Raw genomic sequence first — 26,438 nt, forward strand, 5'->3', positions numbered from 1 at the left:
CCCGGCGCCGGCACCCTGCCCTGGCGCTCGCCGCCCGGGCGACTCAGCTCTGAAGCTGGGCCCGGATCGCGGCCTGGTCGATCACGGACCACACGCTTTCGATCCTGCCCTGCGCAAACCGGTAGAAGACGTTCTCCGTGAAGGTGACGCGCCTGCCGTTGACGGGCAGGCCGAACAGCTCGCTCGTGGGCGTGCAGTCGAACCGGAGCCTGGCCCCTATGACCGGCGGGTCGACCACGAGAAACTCGATCTCGAAGCGCAGGTCCGGAATGGCCGCGACGTCGCCTTCGAGCATCCGTCGATAGCCCTGGAGGCCGATCGTCTCGCCATTGTAGCAGACCGCATCCGCGACATGCTCGCCCAGGTGCTGCCAGTCCCGCCGGTTGAGGCACTGGATGTACGCCCGATACGCCGCCGCAAGCTCGTCCTTGGTCATGGGGCAATGTCCGATCTGCGGCCGTCCGCCAGCTTGCCGATGAAGGCGCGCAGGTCGGCCAGCATCAGCTCCGGCTGTTCCAGGGCAGCGAAATGCCCGCCAGCGCCGGGCTCGCTCCAGTGCACGACGTCGTAGGTCTGCTCGACGAGCGAGCGGGGCGTGGGCAGGAACACCGGGTCGGGAAACGCCGCGACCCCCATGGGTGCCCGCACCCGCGTGCCGGCCGGGAACCGGCTCGATCCTTCCAGGCGCTTGCCATGATAGATCCAGCTCGCCGTGACCATCGCGGACGGCGCCAGATAGAGCATGATGTTGGTGAGCAGCTCCTCTTCGGAGAACCGGCTCCACAGGTCCGGGCTGCCATCGGCACGCTTAGGCAGGTCCGCCCACTGGCCGAACTTCTCCAGGATCCAGCCAGCCGCCCCGACCGGGCTGTCGGCCAGGGCCACGCCCAGCGTCTGCGGGCGCGTTTCCTGCTCGAGATTGTAGCCGGTTTCCCACTCCAGGATCGCCTGGCGCCCGGCGATCAGTTCCTGTTCCGCGGGCGTGGCCGGCCGCACGTCCTCGCCCAGGATGCTGACCATGTTGATGTGGAAGCCCAGCAGTGCTTCCGGCCGGTCGTGGGCCATCCAGCTCGCGATGTGCGCACCCCAGTCGCCGCCCTGCACGAGGTAGCGACGCTCGCCGAACAGCCGGGTCATCAGGCCGTGCATCAGCGCGCCGGCGCGGCGCGGGCCGATGACACCGGTGATCGGCCGGGAGAAGGCGAAGCCCGGCAGGGAGGGCACCACGACATCGTGCCCATCCTGTGCCAGCGGCGCCCAGATGCGCTCGAACTCCAGGAACGAGCCGGGCCAACCATGGAGCAGCAGGACGGGCGGCTTCGACCCGTCGCCTCGCACATGGAGGAAATGAAGGCGCTCGCCCTCGATGTCGGTCACGAACTGCGGCAGCAGGTTGAGGCGCCCCTCGACCGCACGCCAGTCATAGCTGTCCCGCCACCAGGCGACGAGCCGCTTCAGGTCGGCGATGCCGACCCCTGCCGTCCAGCCGCCTATGTCCGGAAGCTGGCTCCAGTCATAGGCGTCGACCTTCGCCATGATGGCGGCCAACCGTTCCTCGGGAACGTCGATCCGGTAGGGCGAGATCATGTGCTTCTCCCAAGCTGCTGGGGCGACGGTGGTGCCCGCCGCGTCAGTCGCCGATCTTCACCACGAGCTTGCCGACATGGCCGGCCGCCCGCAGGGCCTGGTAGGCCTCGTCCGCCGCCTCGAACGGGAACACCCGGTCGATCACCGGCGCGATGCCGGTCGCGACCAGGGCGCGCAGCGTCGCCACCGGCCCGACATAGATGCCCTGGAGGGTGATGCGCTTTTCCAGGATGGCGGCGGTGTCGACCTCGCCGCCAAACCCGGTCAGCACGCCCATGAGCGAGATCCGCCCGCCAAAGCGGGTCGCGCGCAAGGTCATGCTGAGCGTTGCCGGGCCCGCGACGTCCACCGCCAGGTCGGCGCCGATCCCGCCGGTGAGCGCCAGCACCTCCTCCTCCCAGTCGGGCCGCGCCGTATAGTTGATCCCGTGGTCCGCCCCGAGTGCTCGGGCCCGCTCCAGCTTGGCATCCGAGCTGGAGGTGATGATCACGCGGGCACCCGCGAGCTTGGCCAGTTGCAGCGCGAAGATCGACACGCCACCCGTGCCCAGCAGGAGCACGGTTTCGCCCGGCTGGACCGGGCGCCGCTCGAACAGGGCCGACCAGGCGGTGACCCCCGCACAAGGCAGGGTCGAGGCCGCTTCGAACGACAGCGCGTCGGGCAGCCGGACCACGCCCGCGGCCGGCACCACGATCCGCTCGGCCAGCACGCCATCCACCCCGGGGCCGCCCAGGCTCGATGCCTTCTTCACTTGCGTGAACTCGCCCTCGACCCAACTCGGCATGAAGCCGATGACCACCCGGTCGCCGACCGCGAACCCTTCGACGCCGCTGCCGATCGCGGACACGACGCCTGCACCATCCGACAGCGGCACCACGTCGCTGAAGCGCTGGGCCACGATCAGGTCGCGATAGTTCAGGGATGCGGCCCTGAGATCGACCCGAAGCTCGCCATGACCGGGAACAGGGTCTTCGGCGTCTTCCAGCACGACCGTCGGATGTTCGCGGCCAGTGATTCGGTAACGGCGCATGAGCTGCCTCCTTTCGGACGGCAAGCTAGTGCGCCGGCTTCCCCGGCAGGAGTACGCACAAGAGCAGCATGTAGTATCACGGGTGATAGTGCCGCATTCCGGAAGACGGCCCGAGCTGCCTTCACCGGCCTGGCGTCTTGGCCGTGGGCCCAGCTTGGCAGCAGGTCGGGACAGGCAGGGTGCACCATCCACCAAGCCTCGGAGCATTTACCACCGAAGCGGCGCAGGAACCGATTTCGTTGGCTGGCGTTCTCCGACTTGCAAAGGCGGAGGACGCATGGAGCTTCTAGATTTGACCGGCTACGCTGCGGCTCTCTGTACCACGAGCGCCTACATCCCCCAGGTGCTGCGCGTCTGGCGCACGCGTTCCACCCATGACATTTCGCTCAAGATGTTCATCGTCCTCGTCACCGGCATCTCGCTGTGGCTGACCTATGGCATCTCGACCGCCGACTGGCCGCTGGTCGCGGCCAACTCGATCACATTGATCCTCGCCAGCACGATCCTGTACTTCAAGCTCCGCCACGGTTGACGCCGCTCAGGGTGGAGCTTCTTCCAAAGCTGTTGATTTCGCCCTGGTCCCGCTTCCGGCCTCGAACCGGCATGGGCGCGCCGATACGGCAGCAACAAGCTGCTGCCGGAGCCGGGGACCGCGGCTGACGGCTTCGATCAGTCGCGGTGTATCCACCCTGGGATCAGCTGATGGGACAGGCTGGAACTGGAGAAGGGGATGATACCAAGCCAAGGATTGGCTACGCGGGATCTGTTCCTGCGGGTGGAGCGAAGCAGCTCACGGACTACGACGCTCGGGCCTGTGCTAGTACCCAGCCCTTCTGAAGTTCAAGGTTGTGCCGCAGATGGCGTACCGAGTGTTTCAAGGTGACGAGCAGGTCCTGAGCAATCGCCGCCTGGGCTGAAGACCTTTGCGTCACCAGGCGATCAACCAGCGCGCGCTGGCGTTCAACCCGGCGCTCTCCTTCGGCAATGCGACGGTGCAGTTCCTCCAGCCGTAGAGCATCCTCAGATGTCGTCGGCTCGACAAGATCCTCGGCACTGAGCTCTGGTAGCGGAACCTCTTCTGAACCGTCGACGTACCAACGAAGGCTTGCCCCATCGGCACAACGGCCCAGTTGAAGCTCCTGCCCAGGCTGGGGCCAGTCCTGCCCCTGTGGCGTCAATCCCATCTCGGCCGTGTCGGTCTGCAGGATCGCCCTGACGTAGCCGGCTTCCCCCCAGCTGCACTCGTCGATGAGCCGGATCAATAGCTGCGTCAACTCGACGTGTTCCTGAACACCGGACTCATCAAGGCGCATAGGCTGATCATCCTCTGAGGAGGTTCGATCTTCACCAGGATGGCAACCACGATGGGCGGTACCTATCGTGGCTCTATCATCAGCTTGCTCGGCATCAGTCCAGTCATCGCGTCGCCCGCCGAGGAACTCTTCTGATTTGGTCGCTTCGTGCGCGTAAAGTTGTCTGCGACCAAACGCGCAGATTATCCCTGAGTCCGGAGATGGATTGAGGAGCATCCGGCTCCAACGACACGGGCAGATCGTGAAGCGGATGCCGAAGAACCGCCCGACATCACAGGCAGGCCGCTTCGTGCACGGTCCAGCCGCTCGGCGTGGCTGCATCTTGCTTGGTCCCCGCTGCCGGACTCGAACCGGCACGCCTTGCAGCGAGCGATTTTAAGTCGCTTGCGTCTACCTGTTCCGCCAAGCGGGGCTGCGGGGGGAGCCTAGCAAGCCGGTGGCGCGTGCGGAACCGGGCTCAGGCCTCTGCCTTGGTTTCGACCCCGCGCTGCAGCGCCCAGGCGGTGAGCTGGGCGTAGCCGGAATCGAGCTGGGCCTGGTCGGTGCCGCGGAACACGATGGTGGTGCCGTAGCGGCCGTCGCGGGTGAAGGGGTAGCTGCCAATGTCGATCTCGGCATGGTCCTGCTGAATCCTGCCCAGCGCCTCGGCGACCTCGCCTTCCGGGGTGAACAGGGTGAGGCTCCTGGACCGGAGGCGCGGGCCGCCCTTCAGCCTCGCCTTGATGCCGTCGAACATGGCCCGCATGATCGCCGGAACACCCGCCAGGACGTAGACGTTCTCGACCCGGAAGCCGGGCGCGATGCTGACCGGGTTGTCGATCAGCTCCGCTCCTTCCGGGGTCTCCGCCATGCGCATCCGCGCCGCGTTGACCTTCTCCGGCGGGAAATAGGCGAGCAGGCGGCGCTCTGCCTCCGGGTGGCGGCCAAATGGCAGGCCGAACGCCTTGGCGACGCAGGCCGAGGTGATGTCGTCATGGGTCGGGCCGATGCCGCCCGTGGTGAAGACATAGGTGTAGCGGCGGCGCAGCGCGTTCAGCGCATCCACGATCTCCGCCTCGATATCGGGCACGACCCGCGCCTCGGCCAGGCGCACGCCGATCTCGCCCAGCTCGCGCGCAATGTGCGCGAGGTTCACGTCCTGGGTCCGGCCGCTCAGGATCTCGTTGCCGATGATCAGGACCGCGGCGGTCGGTTGCTCACTCATGTCGCTTCGGCTCCCGCAGGCTGACAGGCACCGGCGCAGGCGCCGGTCACGGGCGGCTTGCGCGCGCCGGTCCGGTCAGCCTAGTCGACGGGGCCGGCTGGAACCTACATGGGCTCCGCGCAGCCCGCCATGATGATGTCCGCTTCGTTCCTGCTCGGCCCTTGCAGCAGCCCTCGCCAGCCGAAGAGAACGAACTTGAGCAAAATCTACCACTGGTTTAATTCTGGCGGCCGTCGCGCCAAGCACACCGGAAGAAATGCCCGTGCGCCCAGTGTCCCGCTGCATCGCCCCCAGGATTTCCCGGCCATGCGCCGGGCCGGCCGCCTCGCCGCGGCGACGCTGGCGATGATCGCCCCGCTGGTGCGCGAGGGTGCCACGACGCGGGCGCTGGATGCCGCGTGCGAGTCGTTCATCCGTGACCACGGCGCCCGGCCCGCCCCGCTCGGCTATCAGGGCTATCCATTCGCGACCTGCATGTCGCCGAACGAGGTGGTCTGCCACGGCATGCCGGACGACCGACCGCTCGCAGCCGGCGACCTGCTCAAGATCGACATCACGGTGGAGCTGGACGGCTGGCACGGCGACTGCTGCCGCACGTTCGCGGTGGGCGAGATCGATGTCCGGCGCCGGCTTCTGATGGAGGTCACCGAGGCGGCGCTGGCCGCCGGTATCGCCGCGGTGCGGCCGGGTGGCCGGCTGTCGGCGATCGGGCGGGCGGTGCAGGAACTGGTCGAGGTGGCGGGCTTCAGCGTGGTGCGCAGTTATTGCGGGCACGGCATCGGCCGTGAGTTCCACCAGCCGCCGCAGGTTCTGCACCACCTGGACGAGGATCGCGACCTGACGCTCCTGCCCGGCATGTTCTTCACGATCGAGCCGATGGTGAACGACGGGGGCCATGCGACGCGGCGCCTGGACGACGGCTGGACGGTGGTGACCGCCGATGGTGGCCTGTCCGCCCAGTTCGAGCACACGGTGGGGTTGACCGAAGGCGGGGTCGAGATCTTCACCCAGCCCCGTGCGGCCTGAGGCAGCGCGATGTTCGCCATCGATCCCTCTGTCGCCGACAGCCTCCGCCCGCACGGCCTCTCGGCGGCCTGCGAGACCGATGCGGCGGGCGTCGCGCGCTTCGTGGTCGTCGGCCGGACCTGGTCGTTCAAGGACCGGCTGAAAGCCCACGAGGCCCGCTTCGATGGCAGCCGCAAGGCCTGGCTGCTGCCCTCCGAGGCGGCCCTACGCAGCTTCGCGGATGGGCTCGCCACGGTGGCGCCCGGCCTGGCCGAGGCAGCGCCGGCGGAGCTTGGCAAGGGCTGGAGCTGGGGCAGCAAGCATTACCACGGCCATCGCGAGCGGCTGCGCGGCCGGTTCGCCGAGGCGCGCGACGAGACGGCGCTGGCTGACTATGAACTCCTGGAACTGCTCCTGTTCTTCTCGGTCCACCGCCGGGATACCAAGCCGATCGCCAAGGCGCTGATCGAGCGGTTCGGCGGGCTGGGCGGCGTGCTGGCGGCAGCGCCCGAGCGCTATGGCGAGGTGTTCGGTCTGGATCCCGCGGCCGCCGGCGAGGAGCGCCGCGACCAGGTCGACGAGGACCTGCGCTTCACCCGCATCCTGCTGAAGGCGGTTCACCAGCTGATGCGGCGCGTCCTGAAGGAGGAGGTGAAGGAGCGGCCGCTGATCGGCTCGTGGACCGCGCTGATCGACTACCTGGCCGTCAGCATGAGCCACGAGGGCACCGAGCATTTCCGCATCCTGTTCCTGGACCGCAAGAACATCCTCCTGCGCGACGAGGTGCAGAGCCGCGGCACGGTCGACCACACGCCGCTCTACCCGCGCGAGGTGCTCAAGCGCTGCCTGGAGCTGGACGCAGCCGCGATCATCATGGTCCACAACCACCCTTCGGGCGATCCGACCCCGTCGCGGGCCGATGTCGAGATGACCAAGGAAGTGGCGGCCCTGCTCAAGGCCGCCGGCATCGAGCTCCACGACCACGTGATCGTCGGCAAGGGGCGGCACCTGAGCTTCCGCACCGAGCGGCTGATCTAGCGGCGGCTTAAAGCCGGACGTCCGATCTGCTAGCTGGGCCGCGCCATGCCCGACCTGCCCGATCTTCCCGACCTTCCTGTCCGGGACGTCCTCCCGTCGCTGGCCCAGGCCCTGGCCGGGCCGGGTGCTGCCGTGCTGGAAGCCCCGCCCGGTGCCGGCAAGACCACGCTGGTGCCGCTGGCCCTGTTGGAGGCACCCTGGCGCCAGGGCGGCAGGCTGATCGTGCTGGAGCCCCGCCGGCTGGCTGCACGTGCCGCAGCGCGCCGGATGGCCGATCTCCTGGGCGAGCGCACGGGGGAGACAGTCGGCTATGCGATGCGCTTCGAGCGCAGCATCGGGCCGGACACTGTGATCGAGGTGCTGACGGAAGGGCTGTACCTGCGCCGGCTCCAGGCCGATCCCGAGCTTGCGGGCGTGGCCGCGGTGATCTTCGACGAGTTCCACGAGCGCTCGCTCGACGTCGACCTGGCCCTGGCGCTGACCCTGGAGAGCCGGACAGCGTTGCGCCCGGACCTGCGCATCCTGGCGATGTCGGCGACTCTGGATGGGGTGGCCGTAGCGAGCCTGCTGGGCGAGGCGCCGGTGATCCGCAGCGAAGGCCGGATGTTCCCGGTGGCGGTGCGCCATCTCGGGCGCGATCCGGACGAGCCGGTCGACCGGGCAGTGGCCCGCGCCTGCCTGGAGGCCGTCGCAATGGAGCAAGGCTCGATCCTGGCGTTCCTGCCGGGCCAGGCCGAGATCGGCCGTGCTGCCGCCTTCCTGTCCGGCCGGCTGGCGGGCGAGCCCGGGGTGGAGGTCCATCCGCTTTATGGTGACCTTTCCAAGGAGGCGCAGGACCGGGCGATCCGGCCGCCTCCGCCGGGTAGCCGCAAGATCGTGCTCGCCACGGACATCGCCGAGACCAGCCTCACCATCGAGAGCGTGCGGGTGGTGGTGGACAGCGGCCTCACCCGCAAGCCCAGCTTCTCCCCGCGCACCGGCACCGCAGCACTCACGACGCGCCGCATCGCATTTGCCAATGCCGAGCAGCGGCGGGGCCGTGCGGGGCGGCTGGAGCCCGGCATCTGCCTGCGCCTGTGGTCGGCCGCGGAGGAGCGGCAGATGGCGGCCCAGCCGCGCCCGGAGATCCTGGACAGCGACCTGGTGCCGCTGGTGCTGGAATTGCGGGTGTGGGGCGTGCGGGATGCCACGAGCCTCGCCTGGCTGGATCCGCCGCCGGCAGCGGCTCTATCCGCAGCCACGGACACGTTGCGGCTGCTGGGTGCGCTGGACGAGGACGGTGCGGTGACTGCACTCGGCCGGCGCATGGCGCGGCTGCCGGTCCATCCGCGCCTGGCGGCCATGGTGCTGGCCGGCGAGCACAGCGGGTCCGCCGATACCGCGGTGGCGATTGCGGCCCTCCTGTCGGGCCGTGATCTCCTGCCGGGCAGCACTTCGATCGATCTCGCCCTGCGCCTGGAGGTGCTGCAGGGCGGCGGTGGCGAGCCTGGCCGGCGTCAGCAGGCGCTCTCGATCGCGCGGCAGCTGGGCCAGGGCCGCTTCGACCGCGGCCGGATCGATCCGGCCCGCGCCGGCGCCCTGCTGGCGCACGCCTATCCGGACCGGATCGCCCGGCGGCGGGCACCGGGGTCCTACCGGCTGGCGAACGGCCGCGGCGCCCTGCTCGATCAGGCCGAGCCCCTGGCCGCATCCCCCTGGCTGATCGCGGCCGAGCTGGACGACCGGGGTGCGGATGGCCGGGTGCGGCTGGCCGCGGCGGTGCTGCCCGACGACCTGCCCGATGCGGGTCGGCGCGAGGTGACGGTGCTGGAACTGGAGGGGCCGAGCGGCCGGGTGGTGGCCAAGCGCGCGGTGATGCTGGGGGCGATCGAGCTGGCAGCGCGCCACGACGAGCCCTCGCGCGAGCAGGCGGCCGAGCTGCTGGCCCAGACACTGGCGCCGCGCCTGCCGGCCCTGGTCGCAGCCGCGCCCGCGGCCGAGCGGCTACGCCGCCGCGTCGTGCTGCTGCGGCGCCTGGAGGGCGAGCAGTCCGCCCTGCCGGACCTCTCGGACGAGGGGCTGGTCCGCGATGCTGGCGACCTTCTCGCTGGCTGGCTGGACGGGCTGCGCTCCCTGCGCGCTGCGGAGGCGCTCGACTGGCACGCGGTGCTCTCTGCCCGGCTGGACCATGCGACGCGCCTACGCCTGGATGCCCTGCTGCCGACCCATTGGACCACGCCAGCCGGCACGCGCCACGCGATCGACTACGGGAGCGACCCGCCGGTGCTGGCGGTGCGCCTGCAGGAGATGTTCGGCGCAGCCAACGGGCCCGTGCTGGCGAACGGGCGTATCGCCTGCGTGCTCCACCTGCTCTCGCCGGCACAGCGGCCGGCCGCGATCACCAGCGACCTCGCCAGGTTCTGGCGCACCGGCTGGCCGGATACGCGCAAGGAGCTGCGCGGCCGCTATCCCAGGCATTTCTGGCCGGACGACCCTGCCAGCGCCCAGGCGACCGCGCGGGTGCGCCCGCGCTAGGGTGGCCCAGGCCGCTGGAATCGGGCTTCGTCCGGCTGGTGATCGAAGCTGATGCGGGTGGTCTCGAACTGGCGGCTGTCCAGCCCGCCCGCCAGCAGCGGCCAGCCCCGACCGGCATAGGCGCGGAACGGGACGGCACCGCAGCCTTGCCATTCCGGAGGCCGGAGCGACGGCTGGCTGCGCTCCAGGAGGTCGACCGCCGCCACCAGTGGGGCGATGAGTGGCCGGGTCCAGGTGGCGGCCAGCACCTCGCCGCAGGTCCGACCAAGGCGGGTCAGCACGAAATAGGCGCCCTTCTCCCCCGCGATCATCGGCCGGCGCCCGCCCCAGAGCGTCAGGACGAAGCGCTGGCCAGGTGCCGCGTCGGGCAGGCTGACCGCATCGACCGGCAGCCCTGCCGGCTCGATCGGCACGACCAGATGCCGGTCGAGGTCGACCAGCATCTCCGCCTCGCCCAGGCGAACGCGCACCATGAGGGGGTCGGCGCCGGTTTCCAGCCGGATCGGCACCCCGCGCAACGCGCCTTCCACCAGCATCCCGGCATGGGCGGGGCCGGCAGCGAGGCCCAGGAGCAGTAGCGCCGCCGCCAGGGCCGATCGCACGGGCGTCAGGCCGTCCCGAACACGCGGTCCAGGATCGTGTCGACGTGCTTCAGGTGGTAGCCCAGGTCGAACAGCTCCTCGAGTGCTGCCGACTCGATCCGCGCGGTCACGTCCGGGTCGGCCTGGAGTTGGGCGAGGAAGGGCTGCTCCGCCTCCCAGGCGCGCATCGCGTTGCGCTGGACCAGCTCATAGGCCTTCTGCCGGGGCATGCCGGTGTCGATCAGGGCGAGGAGGATGCGCTGGGCGTTCCACAGGCCCAAGGAGGCGTCCAGGTTGCGCTGCATCCGCTCAGGATAGACCACCAGCTTCTCGACCATGCCGGCGGCCCGGTGCAGGGCGAAGTCCAGGACGATGCAGGCATCCGGCAGCAGCGTGCGCTCCACCGCGCTGTGCGAGATGTCGCGCTCGTGCCAGAGCGCCACGTTCTCCAGGGCCGGGATCACTGCCCCGCGCACGATCCGGGCCAGACCCGTCAGGTTCTCGGACAGGACCGGGTTGCGTTTGTGCGGCATGGCCGAGCTGCCCTTCTGGCCCTTGTGGAAGAACTCCTCGGCCTCGCGCACCTCGCTGCGCTGGAGGTGGCGGATCTCGACCGCCAGGCGCTCGATCGCAGACGCCGTGATCGCGAGGCTGGCGGTGAAGGCGGCATGGCGGTCGCGCGGGATCACCTGGGTGGAGACCGGCTCCACGGCCAGGCCGAGTTTCTGCGCGACCCTGGCTTCGACCGCCGGATCGACATTGGCGAAGCTGCCGACCGCACCGCTGATGGCGCAGGTGGCGATCTCTGCCCGGCCGGCCACCAGCCGCGCCCGGCAGCGGGCGAACTCGGCGAAATGGCCGGCGAGCTTCACCCCGAAGCTGGTAGGCTCCGCATGGATCGCATGGCTGCGGCCGATCGTGGGCGTGGCGCGGTGCTCCAGGGCACGGGCCTTCAGCGCGGCCAGCAGCCGGTCCAGCCCGGCGATCAGCAGGTCGGCGGCGCGGCTGAGCTGGACCGCCAGTGTGGTGTCGAGCAGATCCGAGCTGGTCAGGCCCAGATGGAGGAAGCGGGTGTCGGCACCGCACAGATTCTCCAGATGGGTCAGAAAGGCGATCACGTCGTGACGGGTCACCGCCTCGATCTGCTCGACCGCTTCCGGGTCGATGATCTCGGCCATCCGCTCCGTCGTGGCGGCACGCAGCGCGCCCACCGCGTCCGCCGGCACCTGGCCCAGTTCCGCCATCGCCTCGGCGGCGGAAAGCTCGATCTCGAGCCACAGGCGCAGCTTCTCCTCAGGGGAGAAGATCGCCGTCATCTCGGGGCGGGCGTAGCGCGGGATCATCTTGCATCGGCTCCGGTGGGATTCGCGGGTTCCGATAGCGCCCATTTCGCCGCATATGAAGGGCGGAACGGTTGCGGGCGAGGAGCAGCATGGGCCGCCATCACGTCGACGATATCCTCTCGTTCTGGTTCGGCCTGCCGGACAAGGCTGCCTGGTTCGAGGTCGATCCTGCATTCGACACCCGCATCCGCGACCGGTTCGGCGAGCTCCTGCTTCCGGCGACCGCCGGTGCCCATGACGACTGGGCGGTCACGCCCGAGGGTGCCCTGGCACTCCTGATCGTCCTGGACCAGTTCCCGCGTAACATCCATCGCGGCACGCCCTTGGCCTTCGCCTCGGACGCCAAGGCCCGCGAAATCGCCCGGGACGTGCTGGCGACGGGCCTCGACCAGCAGGTGCCGCGTGAGCGGCGCCTGTTCCTTTATCTGCCGTTCGAGCATTCGGAGCGGCTGGCCGACCAGGACCTGTGCTGCCGGCTCATGGCGACGCTGGAGGACCCGAGCCTGCTCGACTACGCGGAGCAGCACCAGCGGATCATCGCCCGGTTCGGCCGCTTCCCGCACCGCAACAAGTTCCTGGGCCGCCCGTCCACGCCGGAGGAGGAAGACTTCCTCCTGGAGCCGAACTCATCGTTCTGAGGCGCTCAGCGCTGGTAGGCGCGGCTGATATAGTTGCTCCAGAACCGTTCCAGCGCACCCAGCAGGTCGTTGGCCGAGGACAGGCGATCAGCGCCGATCCCGGTGGCGGCCAGTTCCTCGGCATTCTTGGCGTAGAGGGCGTCGATCTTGCCGACCAGGTCCAGGCCCTTGGCCGAGAGCCGCACCCGGGTCATGCGCCGGTCGTGGAAGGAGCGTTCCTGGATCAGGTAGCCGGTCTCGACCAGCTTCTTGACGTTGTAGGACACGTTCGAGCCGAGATAGTAGCCGCGCACTGTCAGTTCGCCGACGGTGAGCTGCTCCTCGTTGATGTTCGAGAGGATCAGGGTCTGGACGTTGTTGATGTCCTCGATGCCCAACCGATCGAGCTCGGTCTTGATGACATCCAGGAACCGCCGATGGAGACGTTCGATCAACCGGATGGAAACGAGATATGGATCTTTCACGTCGCCCTCGTATCGGGACAGCGCGGGGCCTGAACATGCCGACCATTCGCCTGGACCGCCGGTTCGCCAGGATCCGCCCATCTACATCTCAATAGACACTGACGAAAAGTCCCACCGCACGTCAACGATCGGTATATCGGAATCTCAATAATTTCTCACCCAGGAGGTGATTCTCCGGCCCGCATGTCCCCTGCCCGCGTGCGCGAGGCACTGGTACCTGAAGTCACCAGGAGCGTGGGGTTCGTCGCGACGGCCCGTCGCATGGTGGAGGGGAGCGTTTAACCTGGCCGCCACCCTGATCTATTCTGGGGCGGTTCCAACCTGCCTCTGGAGCAGCATTGACCCCGTTCGCCGCCTTTCCGCGCTCACGCCCCCGCCGGCTGCGGCGCACGCCCTGGATCCGCGCCATGGTGGCCGAGGTCGCCTTGAGCCCGCGCGACCTGATCCTGCCCGTGTTCATCCTGGAGGGACAGGGCCAGCGCGAGGCCGTGGCCAGCATGCCGGGTGTCGAGCGGCTGTCGGTCGACCTGCTGGTGGGCGTGGCCGAGGAGGCGGCGGGCCTGGGCATCCCGGCCCTGGCCCTGTTCCCGGTGACGCCGCCCGAGCGCAAGTCCGACGACGGGCGCGAGGCCTGGAACGAGGACAACCTGGTCTGCCGCGCGCTGCGGGCGATCAAGCGCGCCGTGCCTGAGATCGGGCTGATCACGGATGTGGCGCTCGACCCCTACACCTCGCACGGCCAGGACGGGCTGATCCGCGATGGCCGGATCCTGAACGACGAGACGATCGCAGCGCTCTGCCGCCAGGCGCTGTGCCAGGCGGCTGCCGGCTGCGATATCGTGGCGCCGTCCGACATGATGGACGGTCGGATCGGCGCGCTGCGCTCGGCACTGGACGAGCAGGGCTTCCAGGACACGATCCTCCTGTCCTACGCGGCCAAGTACGCCTCGGCCTTCTACGGGCCGTTCCGTGATGCGGTCGGCTCCGGCCGCTCGCTCGGCCGCGCCGACAAGAAGACCTACCAGATGGACCCGGCGAACACGGCAGAGGCGCTGCGCGAGGTCGCGGCCGACCTGGCCGAGGCCGCCGACATGGTGATGGTCAAGCCCGGCCTGCCTTATCTCGACATCATCCGGCGGGTGAAGGAGACCTATGACGTCCCGACCTTCGCCTACCAGGTCAGCGGCGAGTATGCCGTGATCCAGGCGGCGGCGGCGCAGGGCTGGATCGATGGCGACGCCGCGATGATGGAGACGCTGCTGGCCTTCAAGCGAGCCGGGGCGGACGGCATCCTCACCTATGCCGCCATCGACATCGCCCGGCGGCTGCGCGACGGGGGCTGAGGCTCACAGGCGGATCAGCGGCAGGCCCTTCTCGGGGTCGTGGACCCGGCGCAGATGAGCCGGCGATTCGGTCAGCACGACCTCGAGCGTCGGCTCCACCGTGCCCTTGAGGAGGTGGCCGCCCAGGGTGGAGCCGTCGCGCCGGCCCAGCACGGCATGAAGGTGCAGCTTGGGCTTGCCGTCCTCGGTCACGCTGACGTCGCCCAGCATCGCCACGACCTCCGTGACCTCCTCGACCGGGATCTCCAGATATTCCTTCTTCGCACCGTCCCAGAACGCCAGGGTCGCCCGGGCGAAGGCGCCGATCGCGGTGATCTGGGCTGCGGCCACCCCCTCGTCCGCGGCAAAGCGCTCCAGGCTCGCCATCACCTCGTCGCCCGGGTCCAGCACCAGCGCAAACGTCCGCTGGCCGTTCGCTTCGTGGATCTGCCGAGCCTGCATCACCCTTCTCCCGTCCTGGTTCGCCAGGATGGAACAGGACGCCCGCCCCTGCCGTTCCGCCGGATTTCACGGCAGCACGGTGCAGATTGATTGACTCCTGCCCCGGTCTGCCCGATCCCGGAACATGGCAGGGAGCAACCGGGGGTGGCGGGCCATGCGCCGGAGATCGATCGACGCGGCCATCGTGCTGGCGGGCGGGCTGCTGCTGGCCGGGTGCCAAAGCGGCGGTGACAGCGGCCCGATCGCGGCCGCGCCGGAGGCCGCCCAGATGCGGCCGGAGCCCGGGGTGATCGACGGCTGGACCTATCGCGACAGCCAGTTCGACCCGCACGCCTACCACAAGGTGATGATCGACCCGCAGGCGCAGGTGTATCGCGGGGCCGGTGCCGACTATGGCAGCCTCGACGCCCAGGAGGTGCAGAAGCTCGCCCAGATGCTGCCGGACGAGACGATCGCACTGCTGAAGTCGCGGGACTATCTGACCGACACGCCCGGGCCGGGCGTGCTCCGGCTGCGCTTCACCGTGCTGCGCATCTCGACCACCGTGCCGCTCGCCGCGACCGCGTCGCGGATCATCCCGGTGGGTGCGGTGATCAATCTCGGGCGAGAGGCCATGGGCAAGGCCGGCTCGCTCACCGGCAACGCCACGATCCTGATCGAGGTGCGCGATTCGGTGAGCGACCAGGTGCTGATGGCCTCGCAGCGGCTGGTCAGCCCGGGCGCGTTCGACCTGGAATCGACCCTCAGCACGGAGAACACCGCGCGCGCCATCGCCAAACTGGTGGCCGAGGAGATCCGCACGCGGCTGGACAAAGCGACCGGCCGGTCCTGACGCTTCTTGTGCCTCAGTCCAGCAGGGCCGCCACCTGGTCGTAGAGCTGTGCCGGGGCGGCGATGATCGGGTTGCCCCGGGTGAGCCCGTCATTGGCCAGGAAGTCGTTGGTGCGGCCGCCCGCCCCGCGCACCACCGCGATCGCGGCCAGCGCGTCCCAACTGTTCATGTGGCCCTCGACATAGCCCAGCAGCCGGCCGCAGGCGACGTAGCAGATCGACAGCGTGCCCGAGCCGCTGCGGTGGAACATGCCGCCCGCGTTCAGGAGCCGGGTCATCACCGAGATCACCGATTCCGGCGTGATCCGGTTGGAATAGCCTACGCTGGTGATCCCGGCGGTGAAGTCCGTGCCGGGATGCGGGCGGATCGGCCGGTCGTTCATCGTGGCGGGCTCGCTGCGGCGGGCGGCGAACAGTTCGTCGGCGCAGGGATCATAGACCAGGCCCATCTCGATCTCGCCGTCCCGCACATAGGCGATCGAGATGCACCAGGTCCGGATCCCGGAGATGAAGGGCTGGGTCCCGTCGATCGGGTCGACCACCCAGATGCCGCTGGCCCCGCTGAAGTCGGCGGCTCCCGTCTCCTCGCCCAGGAACGCGTCGGTCGGGAAGGCCTCGCTCAGGCGCCGCTTGATCAGGAGCTCGGTGTTCAGGTCGGCCTCGCTGGCCATGTCCTGCAGTCCCTTGCTCTTGATCGTGAGCTGGTCGAGCTTCCGGAAATAGTCCAGCGCCAGGGCGCCCGCCTCGCGGATCACCGTCTTCGCCGTGGCGAAACGCTCGCCGATCCCGTCCATGCCTGCTTCCACTCTCAGATCCGATCCTTCCAGAGCCACGCGGCCCCGCGCACGCCCGAGGAGTCGCCATGCTTCGCCTTGACCACCGGCGTGTAGAACACCGGCGAGAAGGTGTAGTGGGCGATCCGCTCCGGCAGGTCGACATAAAGCTCGTCGATGTTGGACATGCCGCCGCCCAGCACGAAGATGTCCGGGTCCAGCGTGTTGGCCACCACCGACAGGCCGCGGGCGAGCCGGTCCACGTAGCGCTCGAAGACCAGCTTCGCCAGCCGGTCGCCGTTGCGATTGAGCGCCATGATCTCCGGTGACTTGATGCGCCGGCCGGTATGGCGGGCGTAGTCGTTCTGGAAGCCGGTGCCGGACGTCCAGGTCTCCTGGCAGCCATGCTTGCCGCAATAGCAGGGGGTACCGGGGATCTCGGTCAGGTCCGGATAGGGCAAGGGGCTGTGGCCCCACTCGCCGGCACTGTTGTTGGGCCCGCTGTGCGGCCGGCCGTCGATCGCGATGCCGGCACCGTTGCCGGTGCCGAGGATCACGGCGAACACCACCCGGTGCCCGGCCCCTGCCCCGTCGATCGCCTCCGAGGAGGCCAGGCAGTCGGCATCGTTCTCCAGCCGCACCTCCCGCCCGCCCAGGGCCGCGACCACGTCCTGCTCGACATGGCGGCCGAGCAGCCAGGTGGAGTTGCAGCCTTTGGCGATGCCGGTGCGCGGGTCGACCGAGCCCGGGATGCCGATCCCGATCAGGCCCGTCTCGCCCGACCGGGCCTCGGCCTCCAGCGCCAGGTCGGCCACCATGCGCACGCAGGCCTCGTAGTCGCCGGCCGGCGTGTCCTTGCGGATCCGGACCAGCTCCGTGCCGTCCGGGCGCATGGCGAGCGCCTCGATCTTGGTTCCGCCCCAGTCGACGCCGATCAGGACCGTCATCTCGTCCTCTTGTCCATATCCGTTGCCATTGGCGATGGGCCGGCTGCCTGCGCCCGGCCCCGCTCCTTGAAGAGCACGTCCGGGTCGCGCGAGAAGCCGGCCAGGAGCGGCAAGCTGGCGGCCCCGATCGCACGGGCATTGGGGCCGATCGAGCCCGGGATGACCGCCGCCTCCGTCAGCCCCTGGCGGTCCTGCCGGAGGAAGCGCTCGCGCACCGCGTCGGTCAGCCGGCTACGCACCGCTTCCGGGAAGGCGCCGTCGATCACCACCGCCTGGAAGTCGATCACCGCGAGGCCGGCCACGCAGGCCACCGCCAGGCTCCCGGCACTACGCTCGATCCACTGGTCGAGTGTCTCGCCCAGGCCGGACCAGTCGTCCGAGCGCCACAGGAGCTGCGGGTCCAGGCCACGCTCGGCCAGCTCGCGCTCCAGCACGTAGAGCGACGCGGTGCGGATCAGCCGCTGGCCGCCATCGCCCACCGGCAGCGAGCCCACCGCACCGGCATTGCCGCTATGGCCCTGGAACAGCTTGCCGTTCAGGACGATGCCGCCGCCCAGGAAGGAGCCGACGAAGAAGTAGAGGAAGTCGGCGACGTGCTGGTGGTGGCCGAACGCCAGCTCGGCGGCACAGGCGGCGGTGGCATCGTTGCAGTAATGGACGGGCCAGGGGCAGATCTCCTGCACCGCGGCCGGGATGTCGAAGTCGCGCCAGGCATCCGCCACCGGGTCGGGTGCGCCCAGCTCCGGCTGCCAGCTCCACAGCTCGAAGGGTGCCGCCAGCCCGAGCCCGCGGATCCTGTCCGCCTGGGCCGCGGAAAGGCGGCTGGCCAGGATCCGGCAGCCGCGGTCGACGAAGGCACGCAGCCGTTCCGGGGTGGGATAGGCATAGGTCTCGCGCAGGCTGGCGCGGACCACGCCGGTGAAGTCCATCAGGATCAGGTCGCTGGAGCGCCGGCCGAGCTTCATGCCGAGCGAGAAGGCACCTTCCGGGTCGAGCGAAAGCGGTACGGACGGCTGGCCGACGCGGCCGCGCTGCGGGCTGTGCCGCAAGAGGAGCCCGTCCGCCTCCAGGCCGCTGATGATCACCGACACGGTCTGCGCGGAGAGGCCGGTCAGCCGGGCGACCGCCGCCTTGGACAGGCTGCCGCCGCGCCGGATCAGCGACAGGATCAGCCGCTCATTGTACAGACGACCGCCGATCTGGTTGGTCCCGCCGCCGAGGTCGGCGACGGCCCGCAGGCCGTCCTTGCCGCCGACGGCATGCCCGTTCATCCCTAGCGCCTCCCGGCTCGCGAGGGCTTGGCAGCCGGCAGCCAGATGCCGCGCCGCCACCCTCGGAGCGCGTGGATGCTGCTCTCGGCGATCGCGGCCGGTCAATAGTTAAATCACTTGGATTTATCTATTGACGGCATGCTTGGCCCCATGTTCCCTGCCCGCCCATGACCACCCTGCGCGCCAGGGCGGGCAACGACAATGATCGGCCTGGCTGCCATCAGGCAGCGGGTGCGGATCAGGGACCAACAACATAGCCACCGATCGGGAGGGACTTACCGCATGCGTCCCGTTTTGCTTTCGACCGCCGCAGCCCTCGCGGTGCTCGCCGCCACGGCCCTGCCAGCCTCGGCCGAGACCATTGTCGGCTTGGTCACCAAGACCAACAACAATCCCTTCTTCGCCAAGATGAAGGAAGGTGCCGAGGCCAAGGCCAAGGAGCTGGGCGTCACCCTGTCCAGCTTCGCCGGCAAGTATGACGGCGATAACGACGGCCAGGTCGCCGCCGTCGAGAGCCTGATCGCCGCCGGTGCCAAGGGCATCCTGATCACGCCGTCCGACACCAAGGCGATCGTGCCGACCATCCAGAAGGCGCGTGATGCCGGCATCCTGGTGATCGCGCTCGACACTCCGCTCGACCCGATCGATGCGGCGGATGCCACGTTCGCGACCGACAACTTCAAGGCCGGCGTGCTGATCGGCGAGTGGGCGGCCAAGACACTGGGTGACGAGGCGGCCAACGCCAAGATCGCGTTCCTGGATGCGCTGGAGACCCAGCCCACCGTCGACGTGCTGCGCGACCAGGGCTTCATGCAGGGCTTCGGCATCGACATCAAGGAGCCGCACCGCTACGGCGAGGAGGATGACCCGCGCATCGTCGGCCACCAATGGGGCGAAGGTGCCGAGGAAGGTGGGCGGACCGGCATGGAGAACCTGCTCCAGAAGGACCCGGACACCAACGTCGTCTACACGATCAACGAGCCGACCGCGGCCGGCGCCTACGAGGCGCTCAAGGCGTTCGGCGTCGAGGGCCAGGTCCTGATGACCTCGGTCGACGGCGGCTGCCCGGGCGTGCGCAACGTCCAGGCCGGCGTGATCGGCGCCACCTCCATGCAGTTCCCGCTCAAGATGGCGGCGCTCGGCGTCGAGGCGGTGGCGAAGTTCGCCGAGGACGGCTCCAAGCCCGAGCCGACGCCCGGCCTCGACTTCTACGACACTGGCGTCGAACTGGTCACCGACAAGCCGGTGGACGGCCTGGAGTCGATCACCTCCGAGGAAGCCCTGAAGCTCTGCTGGGGCTGATTCGGCCAGGGGTTTTGGCTTCCCACCGCCGCGAGGCCCATCGCGGCGGTGCGGGGGCCGACCCTCCCCATTTCTGAACCTCGCGGCCGCGGTCTGTCCCGGGCGGGCATGGTCCTCGACCGGCTCCACCCGACTGGCTGCCGATGCCGCCCAGCCCAGTCGGAAGAGGGCCGAGGATGACCGATGGTGCCAATCCTGCCGGCAGAGCAGGACCAGCCGAGCAGGAGCGGGTGTTGGCGAGCACGTCCCAGCAAGCGCATGTGAGTTTCGACGAGGAGCGCCGGACGCCGCTCAAGCGCTTCCAGCAGTTCCTCCATGCCAATCCGACCACGATCCCGTTCATCGTGCTGGCTCTGTCCATCGCCCTGTTCAGCGCGATCGTCGGCGGCCGCTTCTTCCACCCGTTCAACCTGTCGCTGGTCCTGCAGCAGGTCACGATCATCGCGATCCTGGGTACCGCGCAGACCCTGATCATCCTGACCGCCGGCATCGACCTGTCGGTCGGCGCCATCATGGTGCTGTCCTCGGTGGTGATGGGCCGGCTGGCCGTGCTGGCTGGTCTGCCTGTGCCCCTGGCCTTCATGCTGGGTCTGCTGGTCGGCGTCGCATGCGGCCTGCTCAACGGCTTCCTGGTCGCCCGGCTGAAGCTGCCGCCCTTCATCGTGACGCTCGGCACCTGGAGCATCTTCGGGGCACTCAACCTCTGGTATTCGGCCAGCCAGACGATCCGACAGCAGGAGGTCGCCGAAGCCGCACCCTTCCTGCAGTTCACGGGCACGGCCTTCAACTTCCTGGGTGCCCGGATCACGCTCGGCTCGATCCTGATGCTGATCATCGCGGCGTTCATCTGGTACCTGCTCAACCGCACCGCGTTCGGCCGGCACGTCCATGCCACTGGCGACGACCCGGAGGCCGCGAAGCTCGCCGGCATCAACGTCACCGGCACGCTGATCGCGGTCTACACGCTGGCGGGCTTCATCTGCTCCGTCGCCGCCTGGGCGTTGATCGGCCGGATCGGGGCGATCAGCTCGATCTCGGGTGCCACGGCTAACCTCGATTCGATCACCGCGGTGGTGATCGGCGGGACCAGCCTGTTCGGCGGGCGCGGCTCGATCATCGGCACGCTGGTGGGCGCGCTCATCGTGGGCGTGTTCCGCAACGGCCTGGCGCTGGCCGGGGCCGATTCGCTCTGGCAGGAATTCGCCATCGGCCTGCTCATCATCGTCGCGGTCGCGATCGACCAGTGGATCCGGAAGGTGTCCGCATGAACCAGACCGAGCAGAACACTCACGCGCCGGTGGGCGTGGCGCCGATCCTCCAGGCACGCAACCTGGTCAAGCGCTACGGCCATGTGGTGGCAATCGACCATGCCGAGTTCGAGCTCTACCCGGGCGAGATCCTGGCGGTGATCGGCGACAACGGTGCCGGCAAGTCGTCGATGATCAAGGCACTGACCGGGGCGCTCAGGCCCGATGCCGGCGAGATCCTGCTGGAAGGCAGGCGGGTCGAGTTCGACTCGCCGCTGGCCGCGCGGGCGGCCGGCATCGAGACGGTCTACCAGAACCTGGCGCTTTCCCCGGCACTCAGCATCGCCGACAACATCTTCCTCGGCCGCGAGCGCCGCTCGGAGGGCTTTCTCGGCAAGTACTTCCGCAAGCTCGACCGCGACTACATGCGCAAGGAGGCGCGCAAGCACCTCAACGCCCTGGGCCTGCTCACCATCCAGAACATCGACCAGCCGGTCGAGACCCTCTCCGGCGGCCAGCGCCAGGGTGTGGCGATCGCGCGCGCCGTCGCGTTCGGCAGCCGGGTGGTGATCATGGACGAGCCAACCGCCGCCCTGGGCGTGAAGGAATCACGCAAGGTGCTGGACCTGATCCTGGACGTGAAGCGGCGCGGCCTGCCGATCGTGCTGATCAGCCACAACATGCCGCACGTCTTCGAGATCGCCGACCGGATCCACATCCACCGCCTGGGCCGGCGCGCCTGCGTGATCCGCCCGCAGGACTATTCGATGTCGGACGCAGTCGCGATCATGACCGGGGCCAAGGAGGCGCCGGTCCACTAGCAACATCCGCCGGGATCTGGAGGGCCTGTCCGCCCGTTTCCCCGTAAGCAGAGGCGACCCAGTTCACGGCACGGGCGGCGGATCCATGCAGGACTTGACGGTGTTCGGGCGGCACGACCAGGCGACGCTCGACCAGATGGCGAACTGCCTGGTCGGGCCGGCGGCCCGCGGCGTGCTCTGCGCGGACGGGCATCTGGGCTACTCGCAGCCGGTGGGCGGCGTGGTGGGCTACCGGGATGCGGTGTCGATCAGCGGGGTCGGCTACGACATCGCCTGCGGGAACATGGCGGTGCGGCTGCCGGTCACGGCGGCGCAGATCCGCGACGCGCTGCCCGCGATCGCCCAGCGGATCAACGAGCGGATCTCGTTCGGGATCGGTCGGCGCAATGCGGAGCGGGTCGAGGCGGAATGCCTGGAGGACGATCCGGCCTGGAAGATCCGGGAGGTCCGCCCGCTGCGCGCCATGGCGCAGGAACAGCTCGGCACGGTGGGCGGCGGCAACCATTATGTGAACCTGTTCGAGGACGAGCAGGGCATGGTCTGGATCGGCGTCCATTTCGGCTCGCGCGGCCTCGGCCACCGGATCGCCACCCATTTCCGCAACGCCGCGGGCGGCAAGGAAGGCATCATGGTGCCGCCCACGCTGGTGACGCGCGGCACCGATCTGGCCGAGGAGTACCTGCTCGCGATGCAACTGGCCGGGCGCTACGCCTATGCCGGCCGGGAATGGGTCTGCCGGGAGGTGGCGCGGATCGTCCAGGGGACGGAGGAATGGACCGACGAGGTCCACAACCACCACAACTATGTCTGGGAGGAGGAGCATGGCGGCGAGACCCTGCTCGTGGTGCGCAAGGGTGCCACGCCGGCCTTCCCCGGGCAGCGCGGCTTCGTCGGCGGGTCGATGGCGGACGGGTCAGTGATCCTGCGCGGGATGGAGAGCGAGCGGGCAAAGGCGGCGCTCTACTCGACCGTGCATGGGGCCGGCCGGGTGATGGGCCGGCGCGAGGCGGCGGGCAAGTGGCGCTGGAAGGGCGGCCGCCGGGTGCTGGTGGAGCCGGGCAAGGTCGACGAGCGGGCGATGCGGGCGGAGGTGGCCAGGCAGGGCATCGTCCTGGTCGGCGGGGGTGCCGACGAGGCGCCGCAGGTCTATCGCCGGCTGGAGGACGTGCTGGCCGAACATGCCGGGACGATCGAGATCGAGCACCGGCTGACGCCGCTGGCGGTGGTGATGGCGCCGCCGGAACTGGTCGATCCGTTCAAGGACTGACGCATGCTGATGCAGCTGTCTTCTATTGCCCCGGCCAAGGCTCGCAGGCGATCCCATCCCTGTCACGGTCGTTGCGCCACCAGTAGCCGGGCTCGCCTTCGTAGGCAGGCGCCAGACTAACGGCTCGTGCGGCGTCGCAATTGAACGCGGCGGCGTAGTGCCTCAGCGTCGTGCTCTGGTCCCACGGGCTTCCCACCACGAGCGCCGCATAAGCCGTGGCTGCGCACCCGATCATCAGCATCGGCACCTTTACGCCGTGGTACAGTCGCCGGAGCCGGTTGGTACGATGGTAGTGGTCCGAGACCGCCGCAAAACGCCGCCGCACCTGCCGAATCTTAGGGTCGGGTTCATACCTTCGAAGGAATTGCCACGATTCAGGCCAGTTCTTCATGTGCTATGTCCACCCGACGTGATGGCCAGGACCGACATAGCTCCGGCTGTCGGTAAATCATAGGCGGCAACTTTGCTTGCTTGTCTTGGAAGTAGCTCTATACAGTCGTCCTACAGCTTGTCTGTCCGCTTCTCTTGCTAAGATAAAGTTGCCGTATTCTCCTCTGAGGATGACCGTGCTTGGAAACGGGCGGCGCATGGCGACGGGCCGGCTTGATGTGGCATGCTGGCCAGGATGGCGTGGCAGTGCGACTGGTGTAGGACCAGGCGAAACATGCTAATCACCGTCCGCATTCCCTGCCCTACCTGTTGCCGACCGAAGGCCGCTATTGCACGACCGTTCCGCGCCCGCGCCGTCCGACCTCGACCTGGCCCGCCGCCTGTCCGTGGCGCCGATGATCGACTGGACCGACCGCCACTGCCGGCGGCTGCACCGCATGCTGGCGCCGGGCGCCCTGCTCTATACCGAGATGGTCACGACCGGGGCGATCCTGTTCGGCGACCGGGAGCGGCATCTGGGCTTCGGCCCGGCCGAGCATCCGGTGGCGCTGCAGCTGGGCGGCTCGGAGCCGGAGGCGCTGGCGGAGGCGGCAAGGCTCGGGGCCGAGCGGGGCTATGACGAGATCAACCTGAACTGCGGCTGCCCCTCGGAGCGGGTGCAGAAGGGGGCGTTCGGCGCCTGCCTGATGCGCGAGCCGGAACTGGTGGCGGACTGCGTGCGGGCGATGCGCGAGGCGGTGCCCGTGCCGGTGACGGTCAAGCACCGGATCGGGGTGGACGACGACGAGGAATGGCCGACGCTCTCCCGCTTCGTGAGCGAGGTGGCGGAGGCGGGCTGTTCGGTGTTCATCGTCCACGCGCGCAAGGCCTGGCTGAAGGGCTTGAGCCCCAAGGAGAACCGGGAGATCCCGCCGCTGCGCTACGAGCTGGTCGAGCGGCTGAAGGCGGAGCGGCCGGACCTGACCATCGTGCTGAACGGTGGGCTGCGCAGCGAGGCTGCGGTCGCGGACGCGCTGGCGCGGTTCGACGGGGTGATGATCGGCCGCGAGGCCTATGAGAACCCCTGGAGCCTGACCCGGTTCGGGCCGCTGGCGGGCCAGGAGGCGCCCCCTGGCCTGACGCGGGAAGCGGTGGTCCGGGCGATGGCGGATTATGCCGAGGCGCGCATGGCGACGGGCACGCCGTTCAGGGCGATCGGCCGGCACATGCTGGGCCTGTTCAACGGGCTGCCGGGGGCCCGGCGCTACCGGCGCATCCTGTCCGAGGGCATGGTCCAGGGCCTGCCCGCCCGGGAACTGCTGGACGCGGCCCTGGCCGCGGTCACGCGCGACGACGACACCACGAGGAAAGCCGCATGAGCAACGCCACCGAGAACCTGATCCGTGCCTACTACCAGGCGTTCAACGACCGGGACTGGGACGCGTTCTTCGATCTTCTGACCGACGACGTGGTCCACGACCTGAACCAGGGTGCGCGCGAGACCGGCAAGGATGCGTTCCGCCGGTTCATGGGGCGGATGAACCAATCCTATGCCGAGCGGCTGGCCGACATCGTGGTGATGACCTCGGCGGACGGCAGGCGCGCCGCGGCGGAATACGTGGTGCACGGCACCTACCTGGCGACCGACGAGGGGCTGCCCGAGGCGAAGAACCAGACCTATGTGCTGCCGGGCGGGGCGTTCTTCGAGGTCCGCGACGGCAAGGTCGCGCGGGTCACCAACTATTATAATCTCGAGGACTGGCTGAAGCAGGTGGGTGGCTGAGGCCTGAGCAGGAGGGAGGTCCGTCGATGAGCGAGCCCCGCTTCGAGCGCCTGACCGGCAGCCGGCTGGAGCAGGCCCTGCCCGAGCTCGCCCGGCTGCGCATCGAGGTGTTCCGTGACTTTCCCTACCTCTATGACGGCTCGACCGCCTACGAGGAGCGCTACCTGCGCACCTATCTGGACGAGCCCGAGGCGGTGGTGGTCGGCTGCTTCCTGGACGAGCGGGTGATCGGCGCTGCCACCGCCCTGCCCATGCGCGGCGAGCCGGAAGCGGTGCGCCGGCCGCTGGCGGAGGCCGGCTACGACACCGAGCGCATCTTCTATTTCGGCGAATCGGTCCTGGAGAAGGCCTATCGCGGCCGGGGGATCGGCGTGCGCTTCTTCCAGGAGCGCGAGGCGGCGGCACGCGAATCCGGCCGCTACGACCATGCGGTGTTCTGCGCGGTGGTCCGGCCCGACGATCATCCGGCCAGGCCCAGGGACTACCAGCCGCTCGACCGGTTCTGGCGCAAGCGGGGCTTTGCCCGGATCGAGGGGCTGAGCTGCCGGTTCTCCTGGAAGGACGTGGGCGACCAGCAGGAGTCCACGAAGGCCATGTCCTACTGGGTCAAGCAGATCTGAGGCCGGTCGGGCGCGGCCTGGCCCGGGTTCGTCTCGTCGTCATTGGCCGCATCCGCCCGGGTGCTTGCGGCGGGACTGCGACCGGCTACAGCCACCTGTCGTCTGGGCTCGGGTTCGTTCGGTAATGCGCTGCGCGTAGCCGCGGCCTCGGCAGGTTCGGCATCGTTGGCGGGCGCGGCCGGCGCGCGTGGGCGGCGGGGTTCCGTAGAGGCCACCGCGTCGGCCACCCGCTCCAGCAGGTCCGGCGCCTCTGCCGCGCGAGGTGCCTGGAGAAGCTTCAGCATCTCCCTGATCTCCCGCCACAGCGCCGAGCGGTAGCGGGTCAGCGCCGCCAGATGGGGCGAAAGGTCATACACCGCCGCTTCCGGCACGGTGTAGTCGTACTCCGCGATCAGCTCGGCGGCATGGGCGCCGGCCAGCCGGTCGCAGCGATCGCGCAGGAAGAAGTTCCAGGCGAGCTGGTCGACCAGCAGGACCCGGTCCGGCTCGGCGCCGGGGGCATATTGCTGGAGCAACGCCTCGCGGCGGCGGAGGAACTCACGCTCGTCCTCGCCGGGGAGGAAGCGGCGGCTCCGGGCGCACAGGCCATGGCGGACGGCGTTCCTGGCCGAGGCGGCCTTGCCTTCGGGGGTGACGGGGCCGGCGGAGCGGGCGCCGTTCTTGCGGGCGGCTTCGACTTGGGCAGGAGTGCGGGCGGCGGGCATGG

The 26,438-nt window shown here is 69.2% G+C and carries 28 protein-coding genes and 1 tRNA gene; 14 read left to right on the forward strand and 15 right to left on the reverse strand.

Annotated elements, in window-relative coordinates; genetic code table 11:
* Positions 1–43: 43 nt before the first annotated feature.
* From HLA95_RS02295 to HLA95_RS02305, 3 genes are read right to left on the reverse strand one after another with little or no spacing between them, the layout of a single operon-like run.
* The gene (locus HLA95_RS02295) at positions 44–436 is read right to left on the reverse strand and encodes an ester cyclase (protein ID WP_191059458.1); all 393 of its coding nucleotides are present in this window, start codon (positions 434–436) and stop codon (positions 44–46) included.
* On the reverse strand, positions 433–1,587 hold the full coding sequence (locus HLA95_RS28800) for an epoxide hydrolase family protein (RefSeq protein WP_191059457.1): 1,155 nt from the start codon (positions 1,585–1,587) through the stop codon (positions 433–435). Before HLA95_RS28800 ends, HLA95_RS02295 begins: the two co-directional genes overlap by 4 nt.
* A 43-nt stretch (positions 1,588–1,630) precedes the next feature.
* The gene (locus HLA95_RS02305) at positions 1,631–2,617 is read right to left on the reverse strand and encodes a zinc-dependent alcohol dehydrogenase family protein (RefSeq protein WP_191059456.1); all 987 of its coding nucleotides are present in this window, start codon (positions 2,615–2,617) and stop codon (positions 1,631–1,633) included.
* Positions 2,618–2,894: 277 nt separating this feature from the next.
* Here HLA95_RS02305 and HLA95_RS02310 point away from each other — a divergent pair, with 277 nt between their 5' ends.
* A complete protein-coding gene (locus HLA95_RS02310) occupies positions 2,895–3,149 on the forward strand; it encodes a SemiSWEET transporter (RefSeq protein ID WP_191059455.1) in 255 nt (84 codons plus the stop codon).
* A 265-nt stretch (positions 3,150–3,414) separates the two neighbouring features.
* On the opposite strand, the gene HLA95_RS02315 is transcribed toward HLA95_RS02310, so the two are convergent.
* The 3 genes from HLA95_RS02315 to HLA95_RS02325 all read right to left on the reverse strand — a co-directional run bounded on the left by HLA95_RS02315 (position 3,415) and on the right by HLA95_RS02325 (position 5,134).
* Positions 3,415–3,930 carry a hypothetical protein gene (locus HLA95_RS02315; protein ID WP_191059454.1) on the reverse strand — a complete coding sequence of 172 codons (516 nt, stop codon included), beginning with the start codon at positions 3,928–3,930 and terminating at the stop codon, positions 3,415–3,417.
* Positions 3,931–4,257: 327 nt separating this feature from the next.
* Positions 4,258–4,342, reverse strand: a tRNA-Leu gene (locus HLA95_RS02320).
* A 45-nt stretch (positions 4,343–4,387) separates the two neighbouring features.
* Positions 4,388–5,134, reverse strand: a complete 747-nt coding sequence (locus tag HLA95_RS02325; RefSeq protein WP_191059453.1) for a competence/damage-inducible protein A — start codon at positions 5,132–5,134, stop codon at positions 4,388–4,390.
* 195 nt (positions 5,135–5,329) lie between these two features.
* Between HLA95_RS02325 and map the strand changes: the two genes are divergently transcribed.
* Genes map through hrpB form a run of 3 tightly spaced genes read left to right on the forward strand, consistent with a single transcriptional unit; the run spans position 5,330 to position 9,691 of the window.
* On the forward strand, positions 5,330–6,160 hold the full coding sequence (map, locus tag HLA95_RS02330; protein WP_370467469.1) for a type I methionyl aminopeptidase: 831 nt from the start codon (positions 5,330–5,332) through the stop codon (positions 6,158–6,160).
* 9 nt (positions 6,161–6,169) lie between these two features.
* Entirely contained in the window at positions 6,170–7,177 is a 1,008-nt protein-coding gene (locus HLA95_RS02335; protein WP_191061562.1) for a JAB domain-containing protein, read from the forward strand.
* A 45-nt stretch (positions 7,178–7,222) separates the two neighbouring features.
* The gene (hrpB, locus tag HLA95_RS02340) at positions 7,223–9,691 is read left to right on the forward strand and encodes an ATP-dependent helicase HrpB (RefSeq protein WP_222182261.1); all 2,469 of its coding nucleotides are present in this window, start codon (positions 7,223–7,225) and stop codon (positions 9,689–9,691) included.
* On the opposite strand, the gene HLA95_RS02345 is transcribed toward hrpB, so the two are convergent.
* On the reverse strand, positions 9,688–10,293 hold the full coding sequence (locus HLA95_RS02345; RefSeq protein ID WP_191057547.1) for a hypothetical protein: 606 nt from the start codon (positions 10,291–10,293) through the stop codon (positions 9,688–9,690). The genes hrpB and HLA95_RS02345 overlap by 4 nt on opposite strands.
* Before the next feature lie 5 nt (positions 10,294–10,298).
* Complete coding sequence (gene purB / locus HLA95_RS02350) at positions 10,299–11,615, reverse strand: adenylosuccinate lyase (protein WP_191057546.1); 1,317 nt, start codon at positions 11,613–11,615, stop codon at positions 10,299–10,301.
* An 89-nt stretch (positions 11,616–11,704) separates the two neighbouring features.
* On the opposite strand from purB, the gene HLA95_RS02355 reads away from it, so the two are divergent.
* Positions 11,705–12,253 (forward strand): DUF924 family protein, encoded by a 549-nt coding sequence (locus HLA95_RS02355; protein ID WP_191057545.1) that lies wholly within the window; start codon positions 11,705–11,707, stop codon positions 12,251–12,253.
* Positions 12,254–12,258: 5 nt separating this feature from the next.
* Here HLA95_RS02355 and HLA95_RS02360 read toward each other — a convergent pair whose 3' ends face one another.
* Positions 12,259–12,717, reverse strand: coding sequence for a MarR family winged helix-turn-helix transcriptional regulator (locus HLA95_RS02360; RefSeq protein WP_191057544.1), 459 nt, complete (start codon positions 12,715–12,717; stop codon positions 12,259–12,261).
* Positions 12,718–13,055: 338 nt separating this feature from the next.
* Here HLA95_RS02360 and hemB point away from each other — a divergent pair, with 338 nt between their 5' ends.
* Positions 13,056–14,060 carry a porphobilinogen synthase gene (hemB, locus tag HLA95_RS02365; protein WP_191057543.1) on the forward strand — a complete coding sequence of 335 codons (1,005 nt, stop codon included), beginning with the start codon at positions 13,056–13,058 and terminating at the stop codon, positions 14,058–14,060.
* Positions 14,061–14,063: 3 nt separating this feature from the next.
* On the opposite strand, the gene HLA95_RS02370 is transcribed toward hemB, so the two are convergent.
* Positions 14,064–14,501 (reverse strand): PPC domain-containing DNA-binding protein, encoded by a 438-nt coding sequence (locus HLA95_RS02370; RefSeq protein ID WP_191057542.1) that lies wholly within the window; start codon positions 14,499–14,501, stop codon positions 14,064–14,066.
* Between the two features lie 154 nt (positions 14,502–14,655).
* Between HLA95_RS02370 and HLA95_RS02375 the strand changes: the two genes are divergently transcribed.
* Positions 14,656–15,333 carry a DUF3313 domain-containing protein gene (locus HLA95_RS02375; RefSeq protein WP_191057541.1) on the forward strand — a complete coding sequence of 226 codons (678 nt, stop codon included), beginning with the start codon at positions 14,656–14,658 and terminating at the stop codon, positions 15,331–15,333.
* Positions 15,334–15,346: 13 nt separating this feature from the next.
* On the opposite strand, the gene HLA95_RS02380 is transcribed toward HLA95_RS02375, so the two are convergent.
* The 3 genes from HLA95_RS02380 to HLA95_RS02390 are packed head-to-tail and all read right to left on the reverse strand — an operon-like array spanning position 15,347 to position 18,323.
* Positions 15,347–16,126 (reverse strand): inositol monophosphatase family protein, encoded by a 780-nt coding sequence (locus HLA95_RS02380; protein ID WP_191057540.1) that lies wholly within the window; start codon positions 16,124–16,126, stop codon positions 15,347–15,349.
* Positions 16,127–16,140: 14 nt separating this feature from the next.
* Positions 16,141–17,052, reverse strand: coding sequence for an ROK family protein (locus HLA95_RS02385; protein ID WP_191057539.1), 912 nt, complete (start codon positions 17,050–17,052; stop codon positions 16,141–16,143).
* Positions 17,049–18,323, reverse strand: a complete 1,275-nt coding sequence (locus tag HLA95_RS02390) for an ROK family transcriptional regulator (protein WP_191057538.1) — start codon at positions 18,321–18,323, stop codon at positions 17,049–17,051. The genes HLA95_RS02385 and HLA95_RS02390 overlap by 4 nt, the downstream gene beginning before the upstream one ends.
* 282 nt (positions 18,324–18,605) lie before the next feature.
* On the opposite strand from HLA95_RS02390, the gene HLA95_RS02395 reads away from it, so the two are divergent.
* The 4 genes from HLA95_RS02395 (at position 18,606) to HLA95_RS02410 (ending at position 22,960) form a co-directional block, all read left to right on the forward strand.
* A complete protein-coding gene (locus tag HLA95_RS02395; protein WP_191057537.1) occupies positions 18,606–19,625 on the forward strand; it encodes a sugar ABC transporter substrate-binding protein in 1,020 nt (339 codons plus the stop codon).
* Between the two features lie 176 nt (positions 19,626–19,801).
* Positions 19,802–20,893: an ABC transporter permease gene (locus HLA95_RS02400; protein ID WP_191057536.1), complete on the forward strand. Its 1,092-nt coding sequence runs from the start codon at positions 19,802–19,804 to the stop codon at positions 20,891–20,893.
* A gap of 29 nt (positions 20,894–20,922) precedes the next feature.
* Positions 20,923–21,693 carry an ATP-binding cassette domain-containing protein gene (locus HLA95_RS02405; protein ID WP_191057551.1) on the forward strand — a complete coding sequence of 257 codons (771 nt, stop codon included), beginning with the start codon at positions 20,923–20,925 and terminating at the stop codon, positions 21,691–21,693.
* An 85-nt stretch (positions 21,694–21,778) separates the two neighbouring features.
* A complete protein-coding gene (locus HLA95_RS02410) occupies positions 21,779–22,960 on the forward strand; it encodes an RtcB family protein (protein ID WP_191057535.1) in 1,182 nt (393 codons plus the stop codon).
* A 22-nt stretch (positions 22,961–22,982) separates the two neighbouring features.
* Here HLA95_RS02410 and HLA95_RS02415 read toward each other — a convergent pair whose 3' ends face one another.
* A complete protein-coding gene (locus HLA95_RS02415; RefSeq protein ID WP_191057534.1) occupies positions 22,983–23,351 on the reverse strand; it encodes an excalibur calcium-binding domain-containing protein in 369 nt (122 codons plus the stop codon).
* Positions 23,352–23,679: 328 nt separating this feature from the next.
* Here HLA95_RS02415 and dusA point away from each other — a divergent pair, with 328 nt between their 5' ends.
* From dusA to HLA95_RS02430, 3 genes are read left to right on the forward strand one after another with little or no spacing between them, the layout of a single operon-like run.
* Entirely contained in the window at positions 23,680–24,708 is a 1,029-nt protein-coding gene (gene dusA / locus HLA95_RS02420; protein ID WP_223861337.1) for a tRNA dihydrouridine(20/20a) synthase DusA, read from the forward strand.
* Positions 24,705–25,112, forward strand: coding sequence for a ketosteroid isomerase-related protein (locus tag HLA95_RS02425; protein WP_191057533.1), 408 nt, complete (start codon positions 24,705–24,707; stop codon positions 25,110–25,112). Before dusA ends, HLA95_RS02425 begins: the two co-directional genes overlap by 4 nt.
* Before the next feature lie 26 nt (positions 25,113–25,138).
* Complete coding sequence (locus HLA95_RS02430; RefSeq protein WP_191057532.1) at positions 25,139–25,732, forward strand: GNAT family N-acetyltransferase; 594 nt, start codon at positions 25,139–25,141, stop codon at positions 25,730–25,732.
* On the opposite strand, the gene HLA95_RS02435 is transcribed toward HLA95_RS02430, so the two are convergent.
* On the reverse strand, positions 25,711–26,436 hold the full coding sequence (locus HLA95_RS02435; RefSeq protein ID WP_191057531.1) for a hypothetical protein: 726 nt from the start codon (positions 26,434–26,436) through the stop codon (positions 25,711–25,713). The genes HLA95_RS02430 and HLA95_RS02435 overlap by 22 nt on opposite strands.
* Positions 26,437–26,438 lie beyond the last annotated feature (2 nt).

Origin of the sequence: Geminicoccus harenae (assembly GCF_019800005.1) — a bacterium.
GTDB lineage: Bacteria > Pseudomonadota > Alphaproteobacteria > Geminicoccales > Geminicoccaceae > Geminicoccus > Geminicoccus harenae.

Coding starts and splice junctions, on each gene's coding strand:
- purB (WP_191057546.1), bottom strand. CDS start 11,615: ATGATCCCGCGCTACGCCCGCCCCGAGATGACGGCGATCTTCTCCCCT.
- HLA95_RS02435 (WP_191057531.1), bottom strand. CDS start 26,436: ATGCCCGCCGCCCGCACTCCTGCCCAAGTCGAAGCCGCCCGCAAGAAC.
- HLA95_RS02355 (WP_191057545.1), top strand. CDS start 11,705: ATGGGCCGCCATCACGTCGACGATATCCTCTCGTTCTGGTTCGGCCTG.
- HLA95_RS02390 (WP_191057538.1), bottom strand. CDS start 18,323: ATGAACGGGCATGCCGTCGGCGGCAAGGACGGCCTGCGGGCCGTCGCC.
- HLA95_RS02380 (WP_191057540.1), bottom strand. CDS start 16,126: ATGGACGGGATCGGCGAGCGTTTCGCCACGGCGAAGACGGTGATCCGC.
- HLA95_RS02305 (WP_191059456.1), bottom strand. CDS start 2,617: ATGCGCCGTTACCGAATCACTGGCCGCGAACATCCGACGGTCGTGCTG.
- HLA95_RS02395 (WP_191057537.1), top strand. CDS start 18,606: ATGCGTCCCGTTTTGCTTTCGACCGCCGCAGCCCTCGCGGTGCTCGCC.
- hrpB (WP_222182261.1), top strand. CDS start 7,223: ATGCCCGACCTGCCCGATCTTCCCGACCTTCCTGTCCGGGACGTCCTC.
- HLA95_RS02425 (WP_191057533.1), top strand. CDS start 24,705: ATGAGCAACGCCACCGAGAACCTGATCCGTGCCTACTACCAGGCGTTC.
- HLA95_RS02325 (WP_191059453.1), bottom strand. CDS start 5,134: ATGAGTGAGCAACCGACCGCCGCGGTCCTGATCATCGGCAACGAGATC.
- HLA95_RS02375 (WP_191057541.1), top strand. CDS start 14,656: ATGCGCCGGAGATCGATCGACGCGGCCATCGTGCTGGCGGGCGGGCTG.
- HLA95_RS02385 (WP_191057539.1), bottom strand. CDS start 17,052: ATGACGGTCCTGATCGGCGTCGACTGGGGCGGAACCAAGATCGAGGCG.
- HLA95_RS02335 (WP_191061562.1), top strand. CDS start 6,170: ATGTTCGCCATCGATCCCTCTGTCGCCGACAGCCTCCGCCCGCACGGC.
- HLA95_RS02415 (WP_191057534.1), bottom strand. CDS start 23,351: ATGAAGAACTGGCCTGAATCGTGGCAATTCCTTCGAAGGTATGAACCC.
- HLA95_RS02430 (WP_191057532.1), top strand. CDS start 25,139: ATGAGCGAGCCCCGCTTCGAGCGCCTGACCGGCAGCCGGCTGGAGCAG.
- HLA95_RS02295 (WP_191059458.1), bottom strand. CDS start 436: ATGACCAAGGACGAGCTTGCGGCGGCGTATCGGGCGTACATCCAGTGC.
- HLA95_RS02400 (WP_191057536.1), top strand. CDS start 19,802: ATGACCGATGGTGCCAATCCTGCCGGCAGAGCAGGACCAGCCGAGCAG.
- HLA95_RS02410 (WP_191057535.1), top strand. CDS start 21,779: ATGCAGGACTTGACGGTGTTCGGGCGGCACGACCAGGCGACGCTCGAC.
- HLA95_RS02370 (WP_191057542.1), bottom strand. CDS start 14,501: ATGCAGGCTCGGCAGATCCACGAAGCGAACGGCCAGCGGACGTTTGCG.
- HLA95_RS02315 (WP_191059454.1), bottom strand. CDS start 3,930: ATGCGCCTTGATGAGTCCGGTGTTCAGGAACACGTCGAGTTGACGCAG.
- HLA95_RS02310 (WP_191059455.1), top strand. CDS start 2,895: ATGGAGCTTCTAGATTTGACCGGCTACGCTGCGGCTCTCTGTACCACG.
- HLA95_RS28800 (WP_191059457.1), bottom strand. CDS start 1,587: ATGATCTCGCCCTACCGGATCGACGTTCCCGAGGAACGGTTGGCCGCC.